Genomic DNA, 24,734 nt, shown 5'->3' on the forward strand with positions numbered 1-24,734 from the left:
ACCGCACCGGCCTTCCCGCTCACCTGCTCGGCAACCGCACCGGCCTTCCCGCTCACCTGCTCGGCAACCGCACCGGCCTTCCCGCTCACCTGCTCGGCAACCGCACCGGCCTTCCCGCTCACCTGCTCGGCGACCGCACCGGCCTTCCCGCTCACCTGCTCGGCGACCGCACCGGCCTTCTCACCGACCTGACCCGCGATGACGGTCGCCTTCTCGCTCACCTGAGCGGCCACGGCGGTCGCCTTCTCGCGGACCGCGCCGGCCTGCTCGGCCGCGTCGGCGGGGACGTTCTTGTCGCTCATCGGTGTGCCCTTCACTGGTGGGGTTGTCCGCAACTCGATCTCCTCTACCCCGAAGGGCGCCGGTCTACGCCTGCACGGTGCGTCGCAGGCCGCCCCCCGATCGGGAGAACGACCGCGGCGAGGCGAATCGTTCGCAGTAACGGAAGAACCCGGCAGTGCGCCTCCGACGACGACCATGCGCTCCAGATGTGCCGAGACCCGGGAGCAACACCCACATCCGGGGGATTCGGACGGCTCCAGCCGAAATTCACACTTTGCGGTCATGACCGGTCAGTCGCGTGCCTTCTCCGGGCTACGGTCGCCACGGTTCCTGATCACGTTCACCCGGAAAGAGTGGTCCAGCAATGCAGAGCAACGCCCTCGACCGCGTCGCGGTCGTCTTCAGCCTCTTCGACCGCAACGGGGACGGCCACCTCCAGGCCGAGGACTTCGAGATCATGGCGGACGATGTCGTGGCGGCGGCACCGCAGTCAGGCCAGGCGGCCAAGAGCGCGATGCGCGAAGCGTTCGAGCGCTACTGGGAGACCCTGGTCACCGAACTGGACGCCGACCGCGACGGCACGATCACCTTCGAGGAGTTCACGGCCTGCGTGCTGGCGCCGGAGCGGTTCGACCACACGATCAGCGAGTTCGCCGAGGCGCTCGCCGACCTGGGCGACCCGGACGGCGACGGGCTCATCGAACGGCCCGTCTTCCTGGCGCTCATGACCGCGATCGGGTTCGAGCAGGACGCGATCCACGCGCTGTTCGACGCCTTCGGGCCCACGCCGGACGACGAGATCACCGTGTCGACCTGGGTCGCCGGGATCAAGGACTACTACAGCCCCGCGAAGACCGGCATCCCCGGCGACCACCTGGTCACCAGCAGGGTCTGACCGGCCGACGAGCAGGAGAGGAACGCCTTGGTCCCCACCATCGGGCTCGCCGTCGGCCGCGGCACCGGTCCTGAGCTCGCCGACGTCTTCGAACGGGTCGTGACCACGTTCGGGGACGTCCGCATCGTCCGCTCCCCCAGGCTCTACCACTCGTACTTCTCCCTCAAGGCGGAGGCGAGCGGGGTCGCGGAGGTCGGGCTGCTGACCGGGCAGGACGCCGACCACTACGAGCAGTTCTGCCGCGAACAGGCACGCGCGGGCACGACCGCGGTCTTCCGCACCGCGATCAACGCGCAGTCGCTGTACCTGGTCCGCGAACGGCTGCAGGCGGTGAAGGTCGACCTCATCGCCGGCCGGGACACCTCGCTGCTCCTGGTCCGCGACCAGGCCCAGGGCTTCTACACCGGCGAGAACCACCACGAGCCCGGCGTCGTGCGCCGCACCACGGTCTTCAGCAGGGAGATCACCGAGAAGGTCGTCCTCGCCGCGCTGCGGCAGGCCAGGCGGTACTGGCCGGGCGAACCGCTGGGGCAGGTCGTCATGGCCTACAAGTTCCACCTGCTCGACGGTGCGCTGGGCGAGTGGGTGGCCGACATCGGTGCGCGGCACGGCGTGGACCTGCGGCTCGCGCAGCCGGACACGGTCAACCGCAACATCATCGAGCACGGACTGCCCGCCCGCAGCGTCGTCATCGGGTCCAACGAGTGGGCCGACGTCATGCACGTCGTCCTGCTCGACCGGCTGGGCCGCGAGCGCCAGGAGAACCGCTGCACCGAGAACCTCCACCTGCACCCCGACGTGCAGAACCTGGTGGAGTACCAGACGGTGCACGGCTCTGCCGACGACCTGGAGGGCCTGGGCATCGTCAACCCGACGGCGACGATCCGCGCGGCAGCGGCCATCGCGGAGCGGCACGCCGGGGCCACCGGTGCGATCGCGCGTGCGGAAAGCGCTCTCACCGCCGTGGCGAACCAGGGTGTGCGCACCCCGGACCTCGGCGGGCGGAACTCGACCGGCGAGGTGGTGGCCGCGGTGCTCGAACTGCTGCGGGAGCCGGGTCATCGCGGCCGGCACGCGGCACCGGTGCCGGCGGGCGAAGCGTGAGCACGACGGCGCTCGTCGTCATCGACCTGCAGAACGACTTCTGCACCGGCCCTGCCGTCGCCGCCCGGTACCGGGGCGACCCCGCCGCGCTGGACGCGGTGGCCGGCAACGCCGCCCGTGCCGTCGCCGTGGCGAGGAACCGGGCGGTGGAGGTGCTGTTCGTGCGGTTCCACGGCGACGTCGAGCACCAGGGCCCGAGCTGGCGGCGGCGCGACCTGGTGCTCGGCAAGAGTCCCAAGTGCCTGGAGGGCACGTGGGGAGCCGAGTTCCACCAGGTGCGGCCGTTGCCGGGAGAACGCGTGTTCACCAAGCAGGCGCGGTTCGACGCGTTCCTCAGCGACGGTTTCGAGGAGCACCTGCGCCGCACGGGCGTCGAGCACCTGGTGTTCGCGGGCCTGTACGCCGACGTCTGCGTGGACACCACGGCGCGAACGGCGTTCCAGCACGGTTTCCACGTGAGCGTGCTGACCGACTGCACGACGAGCCTGCACCTGCCCGACGACACGGTCCAGCGGTTCATGGCCACCGTCTACGGCGCCCGGCTGACGACGCTGGCCGACCCGGACGTGTGGTCGGCGCCGGTGCGGCACGACCAGGAGAGGCAGGACAGGTGCCGGGTACCGGACACGGCAGCCAGACCGTAGAGCACGGGGTCGCGCGCACCGCCCTCATGGTCGCCGCGGCCCGTGCCATCGAGACCCACCGGCCGGACTCGCTCGCACGTGACGAGTACGCCGAGCACTTCGTGCGCGCGGCCGGCACCTGCGAGGACTGGCCGCTGCGCCTCGACGCGGTCCCGGACGGCGACGACGACCCGTTGTGGGGCAGGCTCGGGCGGTACTTCGGCCTGCGGACGAGGGTGCTCGACGACTTCGTGCTGCGGTCGGCGCAGACCGGGGCACGGCAGGTGGTGCTGCTGGGCGCCGGTCTCGACACGCGGGCCTTCCGGCTGGGCTGGCCGCGGCGCTGCGTGGTGTTCGAGCTCGACCAGGACCCGGTGCTGCGCTTCAAGCAGAACGTGCTCGACGACCTCGGTGCGAGGTCACGCGCACACCGGGTGCCGATCGCGGTCGACCTGCGCGACGACTGGAAGACGTCGTTGCGCGACGCGGGGTTCGATCCCGCCGCGCCGAGCGTCTGGCTCGCCGAGGGCCTGCTGCTCTACCTGCCCGGCGACGCGGAACGGCGCGTGATCGACGTCGTCGACGAGCTGAGCGCGCGGGGCAGCTCGATGGCGTTCGAGGTCAAGCTCGGCGTGGAACGGCCGGAGGTCCGCTCCAGCGCCGTGTACTCGGCGGCGAGGCAGCGGATCGGCGTCGACCTGCTCAGGCTGTTCGACGCCGAACCGCGCCCGGACTCCGCCGGTGATCTCGCGAACAGGGGCTGGGTCACGCGGGTGACGACCCCGTTCGACTTCACCGCGGAGTTCGGGCGCGGTCCGCGACCGGAGCCCGACGACGCGCTGGCGAGCAACCGGTGGGTGTTCGCGGCCCGGCTCTGACGAAGCCGTCAGAGCGCTCGTGCGATGGCGATGTTGCCCGCGAGCCGGTCTCCTGCTTCGTAGATCATGTACTCGTGGCCTTGGTAGGTGCCGAACGAGGGTGCGGCGGAGCGGCCGTTGTCGGGTGCGCCGGTGAGGGAGTCGTGGAAGACGCCGAGGTGGCGGCGCTGGGTGAAGTCGCGGCCGAGTTCGGTGATGAGGATGTTGCCGCCGCTGCCGATGTCGGTGTTGTAGACGACGTAGGCGCTGTTGTTGCGGAAGAGCAGGTGGGGTCCGCCGATGTTGACGGCGCCGACGTCCTGGTGGCGGACGAGCGGGGTCTGGGAGAAGGTCCAGTCGCGGGCATTCGGTGACCAGCCCCAGCCGATGTCGCGGTGGTTGGTCTTGTTGTTGATCATGAAGACCATGACGTAACGGGCGCCGCGGGCGGGCAGGTCGTGGCGGAAGACCCTGGCGTAGGAGGTCTCGGTGGTGCCCGCGGGCATCAGCCGGGTGGACAGGACCTCCTTCTCGTAGCGGAAGTTGATGCCGTCGGCGGAGCTGGCCAGCCGGGTCACGGTGTTCTCGCCGTGGAAGTACAGGTACATGCGCTTGACGTCGTCGTTCCACATCGCGTGCGGTGAGGACACGTGGCTCACGCTGTACTCGCCGGGCCAGCTGCGGGTGATGATCGGGTTGCCCGGGTACTCGGTGAACTCCTCGTCGAGGGTGTTGGCATAGGCCAGGCAGATCCCGCCCGGTGCGTCGTGCGGCGCGTAGTACAGGTAGTAGGCCGCCCTGGCGCCGGGGATGCGGTCCTTGGTGCCGCGGATCGTCGGGAAGATCAGCTCACCGGTCGGGTTGTACCGCAGCTTGCTCTTGACCAGGGCGAGCCTGCGGTAGCGGTAGTCGGGAAACCCCGCCGGCGCCGCGGCGGCGGTACCGGCCGCACCGGTCGCACCCGCGGTGCCCGCCAGCAGAGCCGCACTGCCCAGCAGAAGACGGCGACGGTTGACTGTCATGGAACGCTCCTCGACGCTGAAGAATCCATTGTGGAGTGACGGTGGACGTCAGTAGATCGCCACGCCGTAGGCACGGAGGGCTTCGGTGACGGGCTGGTAGAACGACCGGCCGCCGCTGGCGCAGTTGCCGCTGCCACCCGAGGTCAGGCCGAGTGCGGTGTTGTCGGCGAACAGCGGCCCCCCGCTGTCGCCGCCCTCGACGCAGACCGTCGTCGCGATCATGCCGGTCACGGTGGTGCCGTCCGCGTAGTTCACCGTGACGTTCAGGCCGGTGACCTTGCCCCGGTGGAACCCGGTGGTGCTGCCGCTGCGGCCGACGGTCTGCCCCACCACGGGGTCGCCGGCGCGGGCGATGTCGCGCTGGGAGCCGTTGTACAGGTTGACCGAGCCGGGCCGGCTGATGCCGCTGGTGTAGCGGAACAGGGCGTAGTCGTTGCCGGGGAAGCTGGTTCCCGTGCGGGACGCGACGACCTGACCGCCGGAGGTGCTCCAGGTGGACGTGAGGTTGCCGCAGTGACCGGCGGTCAGCAGGTAGGCGGTGCTGGTGCCGGGCGTCTTGACGTTGAACCCGAGCGAGCACCGCACGCCGCCGCCGAGGATGGCGTCACCGCCGGTGATGGTGGGCCGGAACGAGCCGCCGACCTGCTCCAGCCGTGCCGTGTCGCCGAGACCGCCGACCACGGACCTCAGCCGGGCGAGCGCGGAGCCGGTGACGGTCGCGTCGGCGGACACCACGACCTGGTTGGTCGCGGGGTCGATCCCCCAGGAGGTGCCGGGAATCCGCGCCGTGCGGTCCAGGACGGCGGCGCTGGCACCGAGAGTCGCCGCGCTGTGCTTGACGATCTCGGCACGCGCACCGGTCGCGGTGACGGTGTCCGCCGCGGCCCGGTCGGTCACCGTGACGACGAGTCTTCCTCCCCCGTCCACGTAGGACCCGGCGCTCGCGGCTCCGAGCCGGTCTGCGAGGACGTCAGCCAGCTGGCCGGGATCGGCTGCGGCGTGCGCGACGGGCGCGGTCACGACCAGACCGGCTGCCAGGGCCACGACCGATGCCAGCTTGAGGGCGGCGGTGCAACCGTTCATCGTCTCTCCTCGGCTGTTCTCGACGGACGGCGGGCGGCGCGCCGGGTGTGCACAGCAGAGTGCTCGACCAAAAGAGGGACGTCCAGACGATAATATTTATTTCCCGCAGGTCACGAGATCAGCGAGAGCGTCAAGCCGCAAAGGGCGGAAAATAGTATTAGCGCTTTCAATAATGCCATTCCGCTGTGCTTCCGGCCGTGCCCAGCCCTAGTAGTCAAGCTCGAAGTCGTGGTGGTCGTCGGGGTCGACCGTCGCGACCAGCTCGTTGCCCGGCCGCAGGCTCGGGTCGTACCTGGCGTCGTGTTCGGCCACGAAGCCGGGCACGTCGGGGCCGCTGATCCAGAGCCGGACGCGGACCGTGGCGTCCTCGCTGATCGGCTCCATGGTCAGCACGTGGGCGGTCGCGGGCAGACCCACCTCGTCCAGCCGCAGCAGCCGCCGCTCGGCCCGCCCGATCCCGCGCCACACGGAGATGCCCAGCGGCACCAGCACCGCGGTGAGCACGATGCCGACGGTGCTGTCGTCGTTGGCCGCGTAGACGATCGGTCCGGTGAGCATCAACGCCACGGCGAACAGGTGCAGGAACACGTTGTTGCCCCGGTTGGCCCCGTGGATCTCGACGAATCCGCTCTCCGCCATTCCGGCACCTTAACCGGATCATGTGGTGCCGTGGGCCGGTTTGGTGCGCCGGGCATCACCTGCGGTAGACGCCCAGCTCGTAGAGCGAGTAACCCCAGCCGGTTCCGCGTTGGGTGGCGTACAGCCGCACGTACCGCCCGGTCGCGGTGACGTCGATCGAGTCCACGCCGCCGTTGCCGGTGGTCGTGCCGTACACCGAACGCCAGTTCGTGCCGTCGTCGGACACCTGGACCTCGTACGCCCGGCCGAACGCGCCCTCCCACACCAGCTGCACGTGCTGGAACGTCGTCACCGCGCCGAGGTCGACGCGCAGCCACTGCGGGTCGGCCCAGTCGGTGGCCCAGCGGGTCGCGCCGTTGCCGTCGACGGCGTTGGCCGGTGGGAACGGGGCGCCGTCACCGACCTGCTGGTACGACGACGCGGTGACCGCCTTGCCCCGCGCGACGTCCACCCCGGCGGGCTGCGGTGCCACGACCCGGACGGACCTCGTCTCGATGCCGATGTTGCCGCGGCCGTCCTCGGCGATCACGTAGACCTTCCACACGCCGAGCCGGTCGGGTGCGGTCACGGTCAGCCGGTTGCCGTTCACCCGCACCGGCGCGTTCGCGAGGCCGCCGCTGTTGTCGACGTACTTGCTGTTGAACGCCGCCGACCAGGCGATGGCGTCCCCGTCGGGGTCCGACGCCGCGACGTCGATCGTGAGCGGCGCACCGGCGGCGACGGTCTGCGGGACGGTCATCGCGGAGACCACTGGCGGGGTGTTCGCCGGCGTCGCACCGCCGAACGCGCGCTGCACCGAGTAGAACGACAGCCGCTTCTTGCCCGCCGGGGTCAGGTTGAACCACACGGCGCCGAAGTCGTACTCGGTGCCGTAGTGGAACAGCGTGCCGCCGAAGGAAACGCCGGTGTGGCCGGTGATGCAGTTCCACGCCTGCGTGTAACCGTCGCGCTTCTGCACGTCCGTGGGCTCGGCCGGAACGCCGTTGGCGTCGTTGGGGACCTCCCACTCACCGGCCGGGCCGGCCTCGGTGAGGATGTACGGCTTGGTGTAGCCGCCGCCGACCCAGTCCTCCCGCACCTTGCAGACGTTGCCGTAGGAGTTGACCGCGTACAGGTCGAGGTCGGGAGCGTGGGCCTTCAGGTACACCCACGCACCGGTCCAGGCGTCGGTGTTGGTCACCGGGTGGTTGGTGTCGATCGCGTGGATCGCGCGGGCGGCCTCGTTGACGTACTTGGCGTAGGCGACGCGCTGGTTCTCCAGCTCGGCGCCGGAGTAGCAGTTCTGCAGCCCGAGGATGGACTCGTTGCCCACGTTCCACATCAGCACGCCGGGGTGGTCCCGGTAGGCGGTCACCCACTGCCGGATCTGACCGAGCGTGTCCGCCTTGTACTGCGCGTCGGTCACGTAGTTGACGCAGCCGCCAGAACCGGGACCGCCACCGGGCTGCAACCAGAAGCCGTTGATCACGCGCAGCCCGTTCGCCGCCGCCGCGTCCAGCAGCGGGCGGGTGGAGGCGTCCGTGCCCCAGGTGCGCACCGTGTTGGCGCCCATGGACTTCAGCTCCGGCATGTACCGCGCGGCGTCCGCGGCGGGCGGGCCCCACGTCAGGCCCTTCACCGTCCACGGCCGGCCGTCCACGGTGAGCTGCCAGTTGCCCTGCGAGCCGGTCACCCGCACCCCGGTGCCCGGCTGCGGGGTGGAACCCTGCTCGCCGAACACCCGGAACTCCCACAGCGAGACGCCGTAACCGTTGGCGCGCTGTGTCGAGTGGACCCGGACGTACCGGCCGGTGCCGCTGACGTCGAAGCCCTGCCGGCCGCCGGTGCCACCGGTGACCGAGCGGACCGGCGTCCACGCGTCACCGGTGGCGGAGACCTGGATCTCGAACGCCGTGGCGTAGGCACCCTCCCAGTCGAGCTCGACGCGGGTGATGGACGAGGACGCGCCGAGGTCGACCCGCAGCCACTGCGGGTCGCTCCACGCGCTGGACCAGCGGGTGCCGGCGTCACCGTCGACAGCAGCGGATGCCGGGGTGCCCGCGCCCTCCGTCGACGAGGCGGTGGCGGGTTTTCCCTGGGACAGCAGTGAGGGCGCGGCGCTGACCGGGCCCGGCACTACTGCGAGTCCTACGAGTACGGCGATGACTGTGCCGATGGAGCGGAGGCGGGACATTGCGTCTCCTGCAGGGTCGACTGGGGATGAGAGATGCGGGAGAGCGCTCTCACAGCCCCTGCCGACGAATGTTACGAACGCAGGTCAGCGATGTCAACGAGCCCTCTTGACACTTCCGGACGCCCAGCGGGACGCTGTTTGGGAGAGCGCTCTCCAGTCATCGTCCGCGTGAGCAGGAGGACAGGCGACCAAGAACTTCGACAACACCGATTCACCGGGGACGCGGAACCAGGGCCACACGCAGGCGGTGCGGTGCGTTCAGGACACCTCGCAGCGGCTTGGGCGTCTGGCGCGGCAGGACGTGGTGACCTGCGAGGACCGCGGCGAGGACGACGGTGAGTTCGGCGGTGGCCAGGTGGGAGCCGGGGCAGAAGCGGTGCCCCAGCCCGAAGGGCAGGTAGGAGCCAGGGGAAGGGCGCGGAGCGGAGGTCCACCGGTGGGGGTCGAACCGGTCCGGGTCGAGGTGGACTGCCGGGTCGCGGTGGTTGACGTACGGGCTGAACAGCACCTCGGCGCCGGCCGGGAAGCCGGGGACGGGGGCGTCCAGGACGCGCCGCAGCTGCCAGATCGGCGGGTGCAGGCGCAGGGTTTCCCTGACGACCGCCCGGCACAGGGGCAGGTCAGCGGCGCCAGGGTCCGGAAGTGCGGTGGCCTCGTCGCGGACCCTCCGCTGGAGATCGGGACACCGGGACAGCTCGTGCAGCGCCCACGCCAAGGCGGCGGCAGGAACGTGGTGGCTGGACAGCAGCATGGCCCGCACCGCCAGCGTGGTGCTCCGCTCGTCCAGTCCCGCGGCGGCCAGGTCAGCGACGAGTCCTCTGGCCGGCGTTCGGTCGCGCAGGTGGGTGCGCAGGGCGGTGTACGTGGCGAGCTGCCTGCGCGGCAACCGGCGGGACACGGGGAAACGGGTCCGCTGCGCGGTCGACAGCTCGTTCCCGACGAGGGCGGTGATGACCGGGGCCGGTTCACCCAGGACGTAGTGGGTGTTGACCGCCGCCATCAGGCGGGTGGCTTCGGCCATCGCGTCGATGCTCGTCATCGACGCCCACCCGGTGACGGCCCGTCGGGCGTACGAGCCGGTGGTCGGCTCGAACCGGGCAGCGGCAGCCGCGGTCAGTCCTGGGCGCATGGCGCGGCGGGCCGCCATCCACCGCTCCAGGCCGTCCTCGCCCCAGGAGATGACATCCGCGCCCCGCTCGGTCCTGGCGGTCAGGGCGTGCCGGCTCGCCAGCAGGCGCTCGGTGGTGGCGGGATCGGTCACCAGCCACGTACCGGGCCGCAACTCGACCACGCCACCCCCGGACCGCGCCACGGCGGTCAACGCCTGCCGCGGGTCTCTCACGCGGACGGCTCCCGGTCCGGGCCGCCCGAGCGGGCGGCCCGGAAACAGGACCGGATCACACCGCCGGGTAGGCGTAGTAACCGGGCTTGGCGAAGCGACGACGGACAATCCTCTTCAGCAGTTTCACCAGACCACTCCTCACCTCGGGAACACCCAGTGTTCTCGGGCGATTACCCGCAGTCAACAGGCTGGCGTTGCGACAAACGAGGCACTGCGGTGTTCCGCCCGAGCTGTCCGACCGAGTGGACGCAGGCGGCGGCACGGAGCTCAACTCTCAAGCACCTGCCTACCGCACCGGACCTGATCAGTCAGGTCTGCCACTGACCCCACACCGGCGAGGAGGAAGGGTCAGCGGCCTCGTCCGGACAGAGCCGGATCAGTACCTGAGGACGACGCAGCCGTTGCTGCCGACGTCGCCGGTGAACCCGTTGAACACACCGCCGTTGGCGCCGTTGCCCCCTCGTCCGGTGCCGGCCGCGCATTCGGCGGGCACCGTCGAACCGGGCGCACCGCCTGGACCTCCGCCGCTGCTCAGCACACCGTTGCCTCCGGTGGCTCCAGCAGCGCCGGGGGTTGTGGTGACCACCGTGCCGCTGCAGCTCGCCGAGCTGCTCCCGTTGCCCCCGACCCCGCCGGTGTTGTCGCCGAGGGAACCTTGCCCGCCTTGACCGCCGCCACCGTTGGCCCGCACGGTCGTGCCGATGGTGATGCCGGAGCTCCCACCGGACGCGCCGGCCTTGGCCTGGTAGACGCCCTCGCGCGGACCGCCTCCGGTGCCCCCCGCACCGACCGAGATCTTCAGGACGGCACCCGCGGTGACGGCCAGCGTGCAGGTCGCGTTCGCCCCGCCTCCGCCGCCGCCACCACCGGGTCCGGGCACGGGGAAGAACCCCCAACCACTGCCACCGCCCCCGCCGCCTGCCCCGACGACGTGCACGGTGACGGCGGTGACTCCGGCCGGCACGGTGAAGGTGAAGTTGCCGGGGTTGGTGTAGGTGTTGACCAAGGCCGCGTGAGCGGGCGCCGGCGCGGTCAACGGCAGCAACAACGCTGTCAGCGCCGCTGCTGCCAGCCCTCTTCGGGTGAACGAGCGGCCGACTGAGTCGACAGGTGACATGAATCCTCCAAAGATTGCAAGTGGCGGTGTTCATTCGTACTCGGAACACACTGGGAACAACAGGTTCGATTAGGTGAAGCTCGCACCCCGGTGTCGATCTATTCCAATTTCCGGCGAAAGTCGAGATTCCACCTCGATCGCGAACGAAGAAGGGCGCGGAACGGCTCGGACCAGAAGTGGACACCCCGGCTGGGACAGCGTCTGGTCAGCGGTTCACCCGCGAGGAGCAACGGGTCGCCCATTCCTCGCCGCGGCGCCGCAGGTGTGTGAAGCCGCGTCCGTGAACGGGCGGATCGAATTTCACCTGTTTCGCGCTGACGGTGGCCGTCGTCTGCCCGGCATGATGGAACACGGTCCATGTCGGAAACGACATCGTCTGCCGCCGCAGGGCGAGCGCGGGCAGCACGGCGGTGACGACGGTGCTCCTGCCCAATAGGTGGTCTTCGTGTTCTCACCGGAAGAACTGCGGATCCCGGTGCACGGCGACGCCCGCCGAGGCGCGGACGTCGAACTGTTGCAGCGCTTCGCGGCCTCGGTCCAAGAGCGTTCCCGGCACATGACCGGTTTTCCGGTCAACCTGGAATTCGACTACGGCCCGTTGGCCCCGTTCCTGTCGATGCACCTCAACAACGCGGGCAGCCCTGACCAGGCGAGCGAGTACGGGCTCGACACCAAGCCGTTCGAACAGGCGGTGATGACGTTCTTCGTCGAGCTCGCCGGCGGGTCACCGGACGAGGTGTTCGGTCACCTGGCGCACGGCGGGACGGAGGCGAACCTGTTCGCGGCCTACGTGGCGCGTGAGCGGTACCCGGACGGCGTGCTGTTCGCCTCGCGCGAGGCGCACTACTCCATGCCGAAGATCGCGAAGCTCCTGCGCATGCCCTACGTGGCGGTGGACGTCGACGAGCGCGGCGTGCTGGATCTCGCCGCGCTCGGGCACGAGATCGGCAGCAGAGGCGTGCCGGCGGTCGTGGTCGCCACCATCGGCACCACCGGCAGGAGCGCTGTCGACGACATCCCCGGCATCCGGCGGGCCGCCACCGACGCGGGGGTGGACCGGGTGTTCGTCCACTCCGACGCGGCGTTCGGCGGGCCGCTCGCCGAGTTCGGTCGACCACGCCGCCCCTGGTCGTTCCCCGACGGCGCGGACAGCGTGTCGATCAGCGGCCACAAGATCATCGGGTCGCCCCTGCCCAGCAGTGCGGTCCTCGTGCGCGAGGTGGACGCGGACGCGATCCGCAGGCCGGGGGTGGCGGTGGGCAGCGACGACGACACGATCGGCGGGTCCCGGGACGCGCTGTCGCCGTTGCTGCTGTGGTATGCCTTGCGCGGACTGGGACGCGACGGGCTCGCCGAACGGGTCCGGCACTGCCTGGAGGTCACCGAGCACGCGGTCCGGCGCCTGGGGGAAGCGGGGCTCAACCCGACCCGCTTCCCCGGCGGCAACGTCGTGCTGTTCGACCGCCCCGAGGACGAGGCGATGAGCGCCTGGCACCTGCTCGACGTGGACGGGCGCGCGCACCTGTCCGTCATGCCCCACGTCACCACCGAGCTCATCGACCAGCTCTGCGCGGACCTGACCGGTCAGCGCGCCTGAGCCGGCCGGTTCACCGCGTGCGGTCGGCGTACCCGTCGGGCAGGTCCTCGGGTGCGCGGTCGATCACGGTGTCGTCGTCGGTGTCCCGCTGGTCGACGAAGGTGATCCGCGCGGCCTCGTCGACCACCTCGACCGGGTAGGTGGGTCCGGCGTCGCGGAGGGCGGTCATCCGGTCGAGGTGGTCGTTCTGGAAGCACGCGGTCTCGGCGGGGTCGTCCCACACCCAGCGGGGGAAGAAGATCGCGCCGTGCAACTGGCGGTGCTCCAGGTCGACGACCAGGGCGACCGAGGTGCCGGTGGGTTCGGTCCAGGACACGGTGTGGGCGCCGGAGTCGAGGCGGGTGATGTGGACGGCCTGGTCCTTGACCCACCGGCCGCCGACGGGCCCGCTGTGGATGCGGTAGTCGATGCCGGTGGCGTTCTTGACGTACAACTCGTACCGCCATCCGCTGTCGTAGGTGTAGATCAGGTGCTTTCCGAGCAGGGCGTCGTTCACGTCGCTCACCTCCTGAGTGGTGTCACCGGTCCGGCCGGTGGCGGTGTCCCACCTTCCGCGTCCCGGACGAGCAGGTCGAGCGCGCCGGGCACGCCGTGCAGAACAGCGGCCAGGCGCTGCCGCATGGCCCCGTTGCCGCCGGTGAGCACCGCGTGGAGCAGCGTGCGCACCTCGTCGAGGTCACCGGTCGCGGCCAGTGCGTCCTCGACGTGCCGGAACAGGCGGGACACCATCGCGCCCGGTGCTGTGCGCGTGCCGCTCCACGGGTCCACGGCCGGGCCGTCGAGGCCGTGTCGAGCGGCCGCCCACAACGCGTCGCCCAGCACGGTGTCCCCGAGGCGGCGGGCCTCCCGGCCGGCGTCCAGCTCGCCTAGCGCGGTGCGCACGAGACCGCGGACCAGAGCAGCGTGGAGCACCGCCTCGTCGGTCGTGGCCGTGGTGTCGGCGACCCTGACCTCCACGGTGGGCAGGTGGTCGGACAGGCGGGCCAGGCGCAGGCCGCCGTGGTCGGGGGGCAGCAGCCCGCACTCCCGCAGGCGGGCCAGGTCGGCGTCGTACTCAGCGGTCGAACCGAACCACGGCGGGATGCCGGAGGCCGGCAGGCGGGTCAGCACCATCATCCGCCAGCTGTGGAACCCGCTGTCCCGGCCTCGCCGGAAGGGTGAGTTGGCGGTGAGCGCCAGCAGCGTCGGCAACCACGGTGCCAGGTGGTTGAGCACGGCGACGCCGATCTCGCGGTCGCCGAGCCCGATGTGGACGTGGCAGCCGCAGATCTCCTGGTCGGCCAGGGCCCCGGCGTAGGTCTCGCTCATCCACCCGTAGTGGCCGTCGCACCGGGGAGGCGCGGTCTCGGCGCCGAACAGCGGGTGTCCCGAGGGCACCAGCTCCAGGCCCAGTGACCGGGCCGACCGTCGCAGCGCGGCGCGGTTGCGGGTGAGCTCGTCGCGCACCTGCGCGAGGTCGGAGCAGATTCCGGTGGTCGCCTCGACCTGGGTGTCCCACAGCTCGTGCACCACGCGGCTCTCACCGGGCAGGTCCGCGGGAGGCACACCGGCCAGCACCGCTGCGGCGTCGCCGACCGGCAGCCGGGAACCGCGGCTCACCAGGAGGAACTCCTCCTCCACGCCCATCGTCACGCCGGTGCCCTCCGGCAGGCCGGTCGACGCGCCGAGAGCGCTGTGGCCGGCGTTCACCGCTCACCGGTCCGCATGACGGCCCCGGTGCGCAGCAGTCGTGCGACGACGCTGACGTCACCTCCCACGCCGCGGTCGTCCTCGACCGGCGGCACGTGTTCGCGGACGAGGTCGCGCACGGCTTTCGTGGCGGGCGCGGCCCGGTCGGCGCCGCGGAGGTCCAACGCCTGGCAGGAGGCCAGCAGGTGGACCGCGGCGATGTTCTCCACCAGCTCCACCACGGTGTGCGCGTCGCGGGCGGCGATGGTGCCCATGCTGACCTTGTCCTGGTTGTGGCACTCGGTGGAACGGGAGAAGGCGGTGGCGGGCATGGTGTTCTTCAGCGCTTCGGCCGCCAGGGCGGAGCAGGTGATCTGGGCGGCTTTGAAACCGTGGCGCAGCCCGGCGTGCGGGTCGTCGTCGTCCACGCGGGGAATGAGGTTCGGGGTCAGGTCGCGGTTGTACTGCTCGTCCACCAGCAGCGCGACCTGCCGGTCCAGCAGGTCGCCGATGGACGCCGTCACCACCTTGAGCGAGTCCATCGCCTGGCCGACGTGGCCCGCGTAGAAGTTGCCGCCGCTGTACGCCTGGCCCGTGCGCGTGTCGAACAGCGGGTTGTCGTCCACCGAATTGATCTCCACCTCCAGCCAGCGGCCGACCCAGTCGAGGGTGTCGCGCAACACCCCGATCACCTGCGGGGCGCACCGCAGGCTGTACGGCTCCTGGATCGGCTGGTCCAGCTCCTCGTAGTCGCCGTCGACCTGGTCGTCATCGCCCAGGGACGCGGGGTGGTCCTCGACCAGGCCGGACCGGTCCAGCAGCGACAGCAGGGCTTCAGCGCTCGCCCGCTGCCCCGGGTGCGGCTTGTGCTCGTGGATCACGGGGTCGTAGTGGCTGCGGTCGGCGTCGAGGGCTTCGCAGGCCATCGCCGTGCACACCTCGGCGGCGTGGGCCAGGCGGGTGGCGCGCTGCAGCGCGACGACCGCGAAGGCCGAGGAGAACGACGTGCCGTTGATCAGCGCCAGCACCTCCTTGGGCTCCGGCTCCCACGGCGTCAACCCGCACTCCCGCAGCGCTTCGGACGCCGGCCGCCGCTCACCCCCTACCACCACCTCGCCCCGGCCCAGCAGGACGTTCGCGATGTAGCACAACGGCGTCAGGTCACCGCTCGCGCCGACCGAACCGCGCTGGGGCACAACGGGAACCAGGTCGTTCTCCAGACAGGACAGCAGCAGCTCGACCAGGCCGCGGCGGACCCCGGAGGCGCCCTTGGCCAAGCAGTTGGCCCGGATCAGCATCGCCGCCCGCACCACCTCCGGCGGGGTCTGCGGACCGACCCCCGCCAAGTGGTACTCGGCCAGGCCCAGCTGCAGCTCCACCGCCTTGTCCGCGGACACCACCCGGCGCGCGCTGTCACCGAAACCGGTGGTCACCCCGTACAGGGGTTGTCCGGCCTCGACCAGTTCCCCGCGCAGCGCCGCGCTGCCGTCGACCCGCTCGGCCGCCCCGTCGGACAGCCGTATCCCGCCGCGGAGCTCACGGGAGGCGACCTCTGCCACCGTTCGCGGGTCGAGAGAATTCTCGCCCAAGATCAATGACCGGTCTCCGGCCGTCGTGTCCTCCACCGTCGTCCTCCACGGTATTCACGCGTATTCGATTTCGCTCGGAATTCAACCGCACAGTTCCCTTAATTGGTGATGCCCGCACGGGAAGCCCGCTAATCCACCACGGAGCACCTCATTCATTGGTAAGATCGAAATGGAGGGAAACCCGTCACTCGAACAGGCGCAGGAGCCTACGGTCAGCAGCAACACGTCCACCGGGACTGCGCTTTCCGGGTGCGGATTCCCACAAAAGAGTGGCCCTGCGACCAGTCGACCGGTGAAAGTGAAGGGCAATCGATGTCAATCGCGACGAACCCCTTGATCGTGGTCGCCGACCGGTTCTGGGACGGGATCGCCGACCGTCCTTCCGGGCGGACCTCGGTGCTCGTCGCAGGGGGCCGCGTGGAGGAGGTCGGCCCGACGCGGACGCGGGGAGCGGAGGTGGTCGACCTGGGCGATCGCACCCTGGTTCCGGGGTTCATCGACTGCCACGTCCACGTCGTGCCCGACCTGCCACCCGACACCTCCGTCAGCGCGCAGACCCTGGCGGCACTGACGTCGTTGCGGACCCTGCTGCACAACGGCTTCACGACGGTGCGCGACCTCGGGTGCGCACCCCCGTCCGTCACCGTCGACCTGAAGCAAGCGCAGCGCGAAGGGGTCGTCGACGGTCCGCGCATGATCGTGGCGCCGCGCATCATCTCCGGCAGAGGTGGCCACGGCGACAAGTCCGCCGGGTTGGGCGAACGCTTCGGCGTCGAGCTGGGCGCCCTCGCCGACGGCGTCGACGAGGTCGTCCAGGCCGTCCGCGTCGAAGCACGGCAGGGCGCGGACTGGATCAAGTTCGCCGGCACCGGCGGGTTCGGCTCCGAACACGACGACCCCGAACTGGTCACCTACTCCCAGGCGGAAGTCGACGCCCTCGTCGCCACCGCGCGCGACCTCGGGATGCCCACCGCTGTCCACGCGTTCAACGACGAAGGCGTCCTGCGCGCCGCCCACGCCGGCGTCCGCTCCGTCGAACACGCCTCACTCGCCACCCCTTCCACGCTCACCGTGCTCGCGGACAAGGGCATCTGGCTCGTCCCCACCCAGTTCGTCACCGTCGAATGCCTGCGCCACCTCGACGACGACGACTTCTGGACTGACAAGCCGGACCACCTCAGAGACACCTTCCGCACGCACGCCGACCGCCTGCACCAGTGCGCCACCCATCCCGCCGGCTCAGCGGCCCGGATCGCGTTCGGCTCCGACGCCAGCGTCCTGCCCCACCGCGACAACTGGCGCGAGTTCCCCACCATGGTCTCCAACGGCATCAGCGAGCTGCGCGCGCTCCGCGCCGCTACCTCCGAAGCCGCCGCGCTGCTCGCCACCCCCGACCGCGGCACCATCCGCCCCGGCGCGCTCGCCGACCTCGTCGCGATGCCCGGCAACCCCTTCGAGGACATCGGCTGCACCGGGAACGTCGACTTCGTCATGCAGAACGGTCACATCAAGCGGCACGCCCATCCGGATGTTCGGTGAGGCACGCCGGAACGGGTCGTTCCATCGAATGGGACGGCTCGTGGAAGGCGAAGTCCTGATGCCATACCGTCCAGCGGGACAGGTCAGCTTCGATCCGCACAGCAGCGCAGAGGTTCGACATGACGGGATTCCATGAAGACCGCATTCGTCTTTCCCGGCCTCGGATCGCTCTTCACTGATCCGTTCGCCCACTACGCAGCAGGTCGACGGCACGCGGCCGAGCTCGCGAGCCGGATCGACGCCGTGACGGCTGACCTCGGGTGGCCGTCCGTCTTGAGCGAGCCCGAGCCCACGGCGTGGAGCCCGTTGAGCGAGATGCAGACCTACCACGCACAACTGAGCTGTCACCGGGTGCTCCTGGAGGAGTTCGGGCTTCGCCCGGACGTCCTGCTCGGACACAGCCTCGGTGAGATCACCGCGATGGTCGCCGCGGAGGGCATCACCGTCGAGGACGGCGCCCGCCTGTTGTGCGAACGCGCCAAAGCGTTGCAGGCACACGCAAACGCCGATGCCGCCACCGCGGCGTTCATGCTGTCGTCCTGCCAAGCGGCAGCGGTCGTGGCAGGTGCCAGGAGCGTCGTGGTCGCCGCGGTGAACAGCCCGACGCAGGTGATCCTCTCCGGCCCGGCGGAAGAGGTCGAGCGGCTGGCGCACCACGCCCGTGCGCAGGGCACCACGGTGACCGCACTGCGCGCGGGCCCCTACGCCCAGCACCACGTCACGCTCGGCCCCGCGTTCGAACGGTACCTGGAGTCCGTACGTGGAATCCGGTCAGCGCCCCTGAAAACGGCTGTGTGGTCACCTGTGCTCGGGCGCGCGGTGGGAGCCGACGACGACCTGGTCCTGCTCGCCGCGCTCCAGATGGTGCGGCCGCTGGACTTCTGCCACGCCGTCACGGAGCTGAGCTCGGAGGGGGTGGCGGAGTTCGTGGAATGCGGCCTGAAGGACACGCTGACCCGGCTCGTCTCCGAGACCCTCGGCAGCAGGGCGCGGGTGTGGGCGCCGTTCAGGAAACGCGTGACCGAGACCGATGTCCGACAGTTGACCACTCTTCTCACCAGCCCCAGGGAGTCAGCCATGACCAGCTCAGACGACGTGGTGACCACCTACCTGCGCGAAAGCTACGCTGCCGCGCTCGAGATCCCGGAGGACATGGTCACCCCGGACGTCGACCTCGAAGCCGAGTTCGGCCTGGACTCCCTCCAGCACCACCTCGTGCTGGTCAAGGCCCAGCAGCGGTGGTCGGTCGAGCTCGGTCAGGTCGAGTCGCCCGCGACCATCACCGTCCGCACGGTGGCCCAGCTGCTGAAAGACGCCGGTGCGGCGCGGGAAACGGCTTGATCCGATGCACGCCGACCAGGTCTGCGTCGTCGCCGCCGGTGTCGTGACGCCGGGTTGCGACGACGTCGAGGAGTTGTGGAGGCGCGCGCAGGACGGCCCCCTCGTGTTCGGGCCCTCCGCCCGGTTCCGCGGGCTCGAATCGTTGGCGCGGTTGACCCACAGCGACACGGGTGAGCCGTACGAACTCCGGTTCGGCGAGGTTCCGACGGCGCCGGGGGACGACGCCGGCGACCTCCAGGTGTCCTGGCTGCGTCGTGCGCTGCATCAATGCGTCACGACCACGTCGCCCGGTCCGACCGGCCGCACCGGTCTGTTCCTCGCCTCGTCCACGGACACGAGCTACGAGATGGACCTCGCGCTCGCCGCGGACGCCCTCGCCGCCCAGACCGCGGCACGGCTGCCGGGAGACCGGCGCGACGCGATCAGGCGGAAGCTCGCGCAAGCGGACCCCTGCGCGCACCGCGGACACACCGAGTTCCTCCCCCACCACCAGGCCGTCCGCGCCGCGAAGGGACTGCTCCCTCCAGACACGCACGTGCTCGTCTCCGACAACATCTGCCCGTCGGCGCTGTACTCGGTGGACCTCGGCGTCAGGCACCTGCTGGACGGCGAGGTGGACGTCGCGTTCTGCGGTGGCGTGAGCTCACACGGACCGTTGCGCCAGGTGTACTTCGGCGAGATGGGCACGCTGTCGCGCACGGGACAGCTGCGCGCCTTCGACGCGGCGGCGGACGGCACGGTGTTCTCCGAAGGCGCCGGCGTCGTCGCGCTCAAGCGGATGAGCGATGCCCTGCGGGACGGCGACACGGTGCTCGCGGTGCTCGCCGGGTTCGGCGCCGCGTGCGACGGCAAGAGCAAAGCGATCTTCGCACCGAGCCAGGAGGGCCAGACCCGTGCGATGACGCGGGCCAGAGATGTCAACGGCGTCGTCGGCGCCGAGGTCTCGTGGATCATCGGGCACGGGACCGCGACCCTGGCAGGGGACGCGACGGAGTTGCGCTCCATCGCCGCCGCCCACGCCGGTGGCACGCCGTGGGTCACGGGGAACAAGGCGATGCTCGGCCACACCGGCATGGCCTGCGGGATCGTCTCGCTGATCCAGGCCGCGATCGGCCTGCACCGGTCGACGGTGCCCCGGCAGCCCAACCACGCGTCGCTGCCGGAGTACGCCCGCTCCCTTTCCGTCCGGGTGCCGTCGGCACCGGTGCCGCTGGCGGCGGAGGAACGGTCGTTCGTCGGGGTCTTCGCCTGTGGACTCGGTGGCATCAACGGACATCAGCTGCTCTGCCCGCCCGGCACGCGGACCCGTGCCGTGCGGTCCGCTCCGCCCGCGTCCTGCGACGAGCTGGTGCTGGTGCGGTGGAGCGCGTTGCTGCCGGGCAAGCCGGAGGACGAGTCGGTCGCGCACCGGCTGTCCCGAGGCGACGATCCCGCCGACACGACCCGGTTCGAGGCCCCGTACCCGCTTCCTCCGTTCGCGAGCTCGTTGATCGTGCCCAAGGTCGCGGCTCAGCTGGACATGAGTCAGCTGCTCGCGGCCGAACTGGCGGGCCGGCTGGCCGGATCGGGGGACGACACACCGTGGTGGCAGGGACTTGAGGAACGCACGGGTGTCTTCGGCGCCCGGTACGGCGTCAGCAGATCGGCTGTCGAGTCCACCGTGCGGTGCCTGGGTGACGGGCTTGCGGCGACGTTGGACGGCGAGGAGAAGGCGGCTGCGGAGCAGTACCTGCGAGAGCTCCACGACCGCAGCCGAGCCATCGGCCCGTACAGCCTGGTGGGACGCATGTCGTCCATCGCACTCGGGTGGATCAGCAACCGGAGGAACCTGCGCGGGCCGACGATGATGGTCGACGCCGGAGCGGCGTCAGGGCTCGCCGCCGTGCACACCGCGGGCTGCTACCTGCGCCGGGGCGACATCGATCTCGCGCTGGTGATGGCGTGGAACACCGATGCCTTCGGCAGCACCGGCTCGGTCGTCAGCGAGGGCGGGGAGAGCGCCGAGGGTGCGTTCGCGGTGGCGCTCGCCCGTCCCGAAACCGCTGCCGCCCGTGGCTGGCAGGTGCTCGCACGCGTGCGAACCGAACTGACGCCCGCACCCGCGGCGGCACCGCCACGCCGAAGCACCAGCTACCTCGCCGCGGACGGGGTGCTCGACGTCATCCGGAGCGTCGTGCGGGACACCCTGCCCCAACGGTTCTCCGCGGAGTCCGGCCCGACCGTCCACGTGCTCCCACCGCTGCCATGACGGCCACGGACGCGGTGGAGACGACTGTGCGGCCGTACGACCTCCGCTTGGTGCCACGTCCCGCTGTGGCCCGCTTCCCCGAACGCGATCCGCTGCCCGCCGGAGCGCTGGTGCTCACCGACGACGCGGAGATCGCGGGCCAGGTGCGCGCCATCGCGGCGCACGAGGTGACGGTCGTGCTCGTGCCGGACGCCGCGGCCACCTGGGACGAGGAGGCGGTGACGAACCTCGTCACCTCGGCGGGAACGGTCAGCGACCAGCTGTGCGTGATCACGTCCCTGCGCGGTGCCGCGTGGCCCGACGCGCCACGTCCGGGTCTTCTCGCCCTGCAGGAGGCGACCTTCGTCGCGTTGAAACAGCGTGCCGACCCGGCTCACGAGAACTCGTCGGTCGCGCTCCTCGTGCTCGACCGTTTCGACGGCGGAACACCACATCCGCACTGCGCGCTGCTGACCGGGATGGCGAAGTCGGTCGCGTGGGAGCTGCCGGCGGCGCACGTGCTCGCCGTGGTCACCGACGACGTCGGCCTCGCTGCCGCGTTGGCACGGCTTCGCGCGGAGTCCGGGTGCGGCAGAGGCCTGCCCGTCGCCTACTACCGGACCGGGTCGGCCCCGGCGGTCAGGTGGGAGGAACGACTTCTCCCGCTCGAAGAGCCGTCACCTGCCGTCGAGGACCCAGCCGTCACCGGCCCCGTCGTGGTCGCGGTGGGCGGCGCACGTGGCATCACCGCACGGTGCTTGGAGGCGATGAACCCTCCGCCGTCGGTGCTGTGGCTGCTCGGCAGCACCGAACCGGACACCATGGCTGCCGAGTCCGCGGAGATCGGTGACCTGAGCAGCGCCGACTACGTGCGCAGGAGGCACCACGAGGACCCAGATGCCCACATCGGTGGCCTGCGGGCGACCTACGACCGTTGCCGCAGGTCGCGGGAGGCGCGTGCGACCATCGCCGCCCTGCGCGACCGGATCGGGGCAGACCGGGTGCACTACCTGGGGTGCGACGTGACGGACCCCGCCGCGGTCCGGCGCGCGGCGGCGGTGATCACCGCGACGACGCCCCGCATCGACCTGGTGCTGAACGGCGCGGGGATCAGCGGCGCCCGCAGGCTGAGGGCCAAGGACCTCTCGACGTTCCGGCGGGTGCGTGACACCAAGGTCATGGGCTACCACAACCTCAGGGCGGCGTTCCGCGACCCCGTGCCGCTCGCGTGGTGCCACTTCAGCTCCGTCGCCGGTGCGTTCGGCCTGCCCGGCGAGATCGACTACGGACCGGCCAACGACGTGCTCAACGCGGCCGCCCGGTACGAGTCCGGCCGCAGCTCGGGCGCCGAGTGCGCGATCGGCTGGAGCCTGTGGGGTGAGTCCGGGCTGGGGCCACGAAGCGGTTTCACCGACTACACGGCGAAGACCGGGCAGCTCGGCCTGATCAGCGACGCCGAGGGACAGCGGATCTTCACCACGCTGGTGCCGGCGAACCACCTCGGGCGGCACGCGGCACCGGTCCTGCTGGGCGAAGCGGAGTGGCGGCTGGTGGGATCGCGGTTCCCCGGCCTCGTGGGCGACGGTGCCGGACTCCCCTACGTGGGCAACCCGTCCCACACCGACCGGGACGACACCGTCTGGCGACTTGACCTCTCGCGGCACGACCACCTGCGGGGCCACGTGCGGCAGTCGCGCGCGCTCGTGCCGGGTGCGCTCGTGCTGGAGCTCGCGGCCGCCGTCACCGGCCACCTCACCGGCGGCGCTGTCGTGGACAGGTTCCTGGACGTCCGCTTCGAGGCTCCCATCGCCGTCGACCCCCAGGTTGCGGAGTACACCCTGGCCGCGTCGTTCACGCCGGCGGGTCCGGATGCCGGCGTCGTGCGCGTCACCGTCCGATCGCACCTCAGGGCCGGACACCGCAGCCGCCGTGTCCACCACGTCGAGGTTCTGGTTCCGGTCGGCGGCACCACCGACAGCACCGTCACGCCTGCCCGGCCCCGTCAGCTCAGCGTCCGGCGCGCGCCGGCGACGATGTCCATGTCGGGCCTGTTCGACCAGGTTCGCGACCTCAGGTTCACGACCGGCACGACCTCGGCTCGCTGGGAACCCCCACTCGCAGATGGCGAGTTCTTCGCCTCGCACCGGACACCGTGGCTGCTCGTCGACGCCCTGTTGCAGACCGCCTGCGCCATCGACACCCCGCACCGGTACGCGACGCCCCACTCGATCGCCGAGCTGAGGCTGCACACCGGGCACAACGACCTCGCGTTGGCAGCACAGGCGAAGAACGGCATCCACCTGCACGTGACGCATGTGGACGGTGTCGCCGACGGCATCGCCGGCACGGCCGACGGCAGTCCACTCGTGACACTGTCCGGACTCGTGCTGAGCGGACGGGACGGCATGCCGTGACCAGTCCTCACGACGTGCTGCTGCGGCTGCTGTCCCCCGAGGGGCGGACCGCGCCCTACCGCCACTACCGCGAGCTGGTCGAACACTGGCCGGTGCTGCCGATCACCCCTCAGCGCCTGCTCGTCACCGGCTACCGGGAGTGCGCGGACGTCCTGGTGAACCCAAAGCTCTTCCCCGTACCCGACCGCCACTACGCCGACCGGCTGTGGCCCACCTGGTACACGGTCCCGTCGACCGATCTGCTCTACCGCAGCCTGCTCTTCCGCAACGCACCCGACAACCAACCCGCCCGCCGCCTCATCGCGCGCTTCTTCGCCCCCGACCAGGTCGAGCGGATGCGCCCGATGATCACGCGGCACGCCGGCGCCGGCACAGCGCCGTTCGGCGAGGGCGACGGCCTGGTGGACGCCACCCGGTCGTTCACGACCATTCCCGACTCCGTGATGGGCGAACTGCTCGGTCTGCCGCGGCACGACGGCGAACGAGTGGCCGGCTGGCTCGACAGGTTCCTGGAACGCAACGAGATGCACCCGCCGGACAAGGCGCTCGCAGCCGCCGAAGAGGCATCGTCACACCTCGTCGACCACATCACGAACACGGTCCTGGCGAAGCGGGGAAGCGAAGCTCCGCTCGTCCGTTCGCTCAGGGAGCACAGCCAGATCGACGAGCGGGACCTCGTCAGCAACCTGGTGTTCCTGCTCGGCGCGGGCACCGCGACCACCGCGTCGCTGCTCGGCAGCGGCCTGCGTCAGCTCGCGGCGCACAACGACCTGTTGCCGGGTCTGCGCGACGACGACGCACTGCTGAGGTCGTTCGTCCTGGAGGCACTGCGGTACGACCCTCCTGTCCAGTACGGCGTCAGGGTCGCGGCGCAGGACACCGAACTGGCCGGTGTCCCCATCGCCCGCGACAGCGTGGTGCTCGTGTGCTTCGGTGCGCTCGGCCGGGATCCCGGCAGGTTCGGCGATCCGGACTCGTTCGTGGCGGACCGGTTCCTCACGCCGGACACCGGGCCACGCGACGTCCTGTCGTTCGGGCTGGGCGCGCACCGGTGCGCTGGAGCCGAGTTGGGGCTCGTGACCGCTGAGGTCGCGTTCCGGCAGCTGGCGCTGCGGGTGGACGCGATCAGGGAGGCCGAGCAGCCTCAGCGCCAGGCGCGCGCCGTGGTCCGTCGACACACCCGGCTCGTCGTCGACGTCACCCGGCGGTGAGCCGTGCAGCC

The 24,734-nt window shown here is 70.8% G+C and carries 21 protein-coding genes; 10 read left to right on the forward strand and 11 right to left on the reverse strand.

What is annotated here, in order from left to right; all coding sequences use genetic code 11:
- Positions 1–302, reverse strand: a 302-nt coding sequence (locus ACZ7CF_RS36940; protein WP_470371961.1) for a hypothetical protein, incomplete at its 3' end; no start/stop codon positions are given.
- A 344-nt stretch (positions 303–646) separates the two neighbouring features.
- On the opposite strand from ACZ7CF_RS36940, the gene ACZ7CF_RS36945 reads away from it, so the two are divergent.
- The 4 genes from ACZ7CF_RS36945 to ACZ7CF_RS36960 are packed head-to-tail and all read left to right on the forward strand — an operon-like array spanning position 647 to position 3,782.
- On the forward strand, positions 647–1,177 hold the full coding sequence (locus ACZ7CF_RS36945) for an EF-hand domain-containing protein (RefSeq protein WP_360401029.1): 531 nt from the start codon (positions 647–649) through the stop codon (positions 1,175–1,177).
- Positions 1,178–1,204: 27 nt separating this feature from the next.
- Positions 1,205–2,281: an isocitrate/isopropylmalate family dehydrogenase gene (locus ACZ7CF_RS36950; RefSeq protein WP_360401026.1), complete on the forward strand. Its 1,077-nt coding sequence runs from the start codon at positions 1,205–1,207 to the stop codon at positions 2,279–2,281.
- Positions 2,278–2,925 carry a cysteine hydrolase family protein gene (locus ACZ7CF_RS36955; RefSeq protein ID WP_470371962.1) on the forward strand — a complete coding sequence of 216 codons (648 nt, stop codon included), beginning with the start codon at positions 2,278–2,280 and terminating at the stop codon, positions 2,923–2,925. The genes ACZ7CF_RS36950 and ACZ7CF_RS36955 overlap by 4 nt, the downstream gene beginning before the upstream one ends.
- Positions 2,892–3,782, forward strand: coding sequence for a class I SAM-dependent methyltransferase (locus tag ACZ7CF_RS36960; RefSeq protein WP_360401020.1), 891 nt, complete (start codon positions 2,892–2,894; stop codon positions 3,780–3,782). The genes ACZ7CF_RS36955 and ACZ7CF_RS36960 overlap by 34 nt, the downstream gene beginning before the upstream one ends.
- Positions 3,783–3,790: 8 nt before the next feature.
- Here the strand turns inward: ACZ7CF_RS36960 and ACZ7CF_RS36965 are convergent, their stop codons facing one another.
- The 7 genes from ACZ7CF_RS36965 to ACZ7CF_RS36995 form a co-directional block, all read right to left on the reverse strand.
- Entirely contained in the window at positions 3,791–4,783 is a 993-nt protein-coding gene (locus tag ACZ7CF_RS36965) for a hypothetical protein (RefSeq protein ID WP_470371963.1), read from the reverse strand.
- Positions 4,784–4,831: 48 nt separating this feature from the next.
- Positions 4,832–5,866 (reverse strand): S1 family peptidase, encoded by a 1,035-nt coding sequence (locus ACZ7CF_RS36970; RefSeq protein WP_470371964.1) that lies wholly within the window; start codon positions 5,864–5,866, stop codon positions 4,832–4,834.
- Positions 5,867–6,073: 207 nt separating this feature from the next.
- Complete coding sequence (locus tag ACZ7CF_RS36975) at positions 6,074–6,505, reverse strand: hypothetical protein (protein WP_470371965.1); 432 nt, start codon at positions 6,503–6,505, stop codon at positions 6,074–6,076.
- A gap of 55 nt (positions 6,506–6,560) precedes the next feature.
- On the reverse strand, positions 6,561–8,678 hold the full coding sequence (locus tag ACZ7CF_RS36980) for a discoidin domain-containing protein (RefSeq protein ID WP_470371966.1): 2,118 nt from the start codon (positions 8,676–8,678) through the stop codon (positions 6,561–6,563).
- Positions 8,679–8,889: 211 nt separating this feature from the next.
- Complete coding sequence (locus tag ACZ7CF_RS36985) at positions 8,890–10,020, reverse strand: cytochrome P450 (protein WP_470371967.1); 1,131 nt, start codon at positions 10,018–10,020, stop codon at positions 8,890–8,892.
- Between the two features lie 376 nt (positions 10,021–10,396).
- Complete coding sequence (locus ACZ7CF_RS36990) at positions 10,397–11,137, reverse strand: glycine-rich domain-containing protein (RefSeq protein WP_470371968.1); 741 nt, start codon at positions 11,135–11,137, stop codon at positions 10,397–10,399.
- A 205-nt stretch (positions 11,138–11,342) separates the two neighbouring features.
- Entirely contained in the window at positions 11,343–11,543 is a 201-nt protein-coding gene (locus ACZ7CF_RS36995) for a hypothetical protein (protein ID WP_470371969.1), read from the reverse strand.
- A 39-nt stretch (positions 11,544–11,582) separates the two neighbouring features.
- On the opposite strand from ACZ7CF_RS36995, the gene ACZ7CF_RS37000 reads away from it, so the two are divergent.
- Positions 11,583–12,734, forward strand: a complete 1,152-nt coding sequence (locus ACZ7CF_RS37000) for a histidine decarboxylase (RefSeq protein ID WP_360388414.1) — start codon at positions 11,583–11,585, stop codon at positions 12,732–12,734.
- Between the two features lie 10 nt (positions 12,735–12,744).
- Here the strand turns inward: ACZ7CF_RS37000 and ACZ7CF_RS37005 are convergent, their stop codons facing one another.
- The 3 genes from ACZ7CF_RS37005 to ACZ7CF_RS37015 are packed head-to-tail and all read right to left on the reverse strand — an operon-like array spanning position 12,745 to position 15,961.
- Entirely contained in the window at positions 12,745–13,230 is a 486-nt protein-coding gene (locus tag ACZ7CF_RS37005; protein WP_360388417.1) for a phenolic acid decarboxylase, read from the reverse strand.
- Between the two features lie 5 nt (positions 13,231–13,235).
- On the reverse strand, positions 13,236–14,423 hold the full coding sequence (locus tag ACZ7CF_RS37010; protein ID WP_360388420.1) for a carboxylate-amine ligase: 1,188 nt from the start codon (positions 14,421–14,423) through the stop codon (positions 13,236–13,238).
- Positions 14,420–15,961 (reverse strand): HAL/PAL/TAL family ammonia-lyase, encoded by a 1,542-nt coding sequence (locus ACZ7CF_RS37015; protein WP_470371970.1) that lies wholly within the window; start codon positions 15,959–15,961, stop codon positions 14,420–14,422. The genes ACZ7CF_RS37010 and ACZ7CF_RS37015 overlap by 4 nt, the downstream gene beginning before the upstream one ends.
- Positions 15,962–16,303: 342 nt before the next feature.
- Between ACZ7CF_RS37015 and ACZ7CF_RS37020 the strand changes: the two genes are divergently transcribed.
- From ACZ7CF_RS37020 to ACZ7CF_RS37040, 5 genes are all read left to right on the forward strand, one after another.
- A complete protein-coding gene (locus tag ACZ7CF_RS37020; RefSeq protein WP_458432089.1) occupies positions 16,304–17,530 on the forward strand; it encodes a metal-dependent hydrolase family protein in 1,227 nt (408 codons plus the stop codon).
- Between the two features lie 132 nt (positions 17,531–17,662).
- Positions 17,663–18,871, forward strand: a complete 1,209-nt coding sequence (locus tag ACZ7CF_RS37025; RefSeq protein WP_360388428.1) for an acyltransferase domain-containing protein — start codon at positions 17,663–17,665, stop codon at positions 18,869–18,871.
- 4 nt (positions 18,872–18,875) lie between these two features.
- A complete protein-coding gene (locus ACZ7CF_RS37030; RefSeq protein ID WP_470371971.1) occupies positions 18,876–21,119 on the forward strand; it encodes a beta-ketoacyl [acyl carrier protein] synthase domain-containing protein in 2,244 nt (747 codons plus the stop codon).
- Complete coding sequence (locus ACZ7CF_RS37035; protein ID WP_470371972.1) at positions 21,116–23,512, forward strand: SDR family NAD(P)-dependent oxidoreductase; 2,397 nt, start codon at positions 21,116–21,118, stop codon at positions 23,510–23,512. Before ACZ7CF_RS37030 ends, ACZ7CF_RS37035 begins: the two co-directional genes overlap by 4 nt.
- Positions 23,509–24,723: a cytochrome P450 gene (locus ACZ7CF_RS37040; RefSeq protein WP_470371973.1), complete on the forward strand. Its 1,215-nt coding sequence runs from the start codon at positions 23,509–23,511 to the stop codon at positions 24,721–24,723. Before ACZ7CF_RS37035 ends, ACZ7CF_RS37040 begins: the two co-directional genes overlap by 4 nt.
- The last annotated feature ends 11 nt before the right edge of the window (positions 24,724–24,734 follow it).

This window comes from Lentzea sp. NPDC036955 (assembly GCF_055608005.1).

What these genes read in the sequence shown, in the direction of transcription:
- ACZ7CF_RS36970 (WP_470371964.1), bottom strand. Translation starts at nt 5,866, where the DNA reads ATGAACGGTTGCACCGCCGCCCTCAAGCTGGCATCGGTCGTGGCCCTG.
- ACZ7CF_RS36945 (WP_360401029.1), top strand. Translation starts at nt 647, where the DNA reads ATGCAGAGCAACGCCCTCGACCGCGTCGCGGTCGTCTTCAGCCTCTTC.
- ACZ7CF_RS37020 (WP_458432089.1), top strand. Translation starts at nt 16,304, where the DNA reads ATGTCAATCGCGACGAACCCCTTGATCGTGGTCGCCGACCGGTTCTGG.
- ACZ7CF_RS36975 (WP_470371965.1), bottom strand. Translation starts at nt 6,505, where the DNA reads ATGGCGGAGAGCGGATTCGTCGAGATCCACGGGGCCAACCGGGGCAAC.
- ACZ7CF_RS37025 (WP_360388428.1), top strand. Translation starts at nt 17,663, where the DNA reads ATGAAGACCGCATTCGTCTTTCCCGGCCTCGGATCGCTCTTCACTGAT.
- ACZ7CF_RS36990 (WP_470371968.1), bottom strand. Translation starts at nt 11,137, where the DNA reads ATGTCACCTGTCGACTCAGTCGGCCGCTCGTTCACCCGAAGAGGGCTG.
- ACZ7CF_RS36965 (WP_470371963.1), bottom strand. Translation starts at nt 4,783, where the DNA reads ATGACAGTCAACCGTCGCCGTCTTCTGCTGGGCAGTGCGGCTCTGCTG.
- ACZ7CF_RS37030 (WP_470371971.1), top strand. Translation starts at nt 18,876, where the DNA reads ATGCACGCCGACCAGGTCTGCGTCGTCGCCGCCGGTGTCGTGACGCCG.
- ACZ7CF_RS37035 (WP_470371972.1), top strand. Translation starts at nt 21,116, where the DNA reads ATGACGGCCACGGACGCGGTGGAGACGACTGTGCGGCCGTACGACCTC.
- ACZ7CF_RS36980 (WP_470371966.1), bottom strand. Translation starts at nt 8,678, where the DNA reads ATGTCCCGCCTCCGCTCCATCGGCACAGTCATCGCCGTACTCGTAGGA.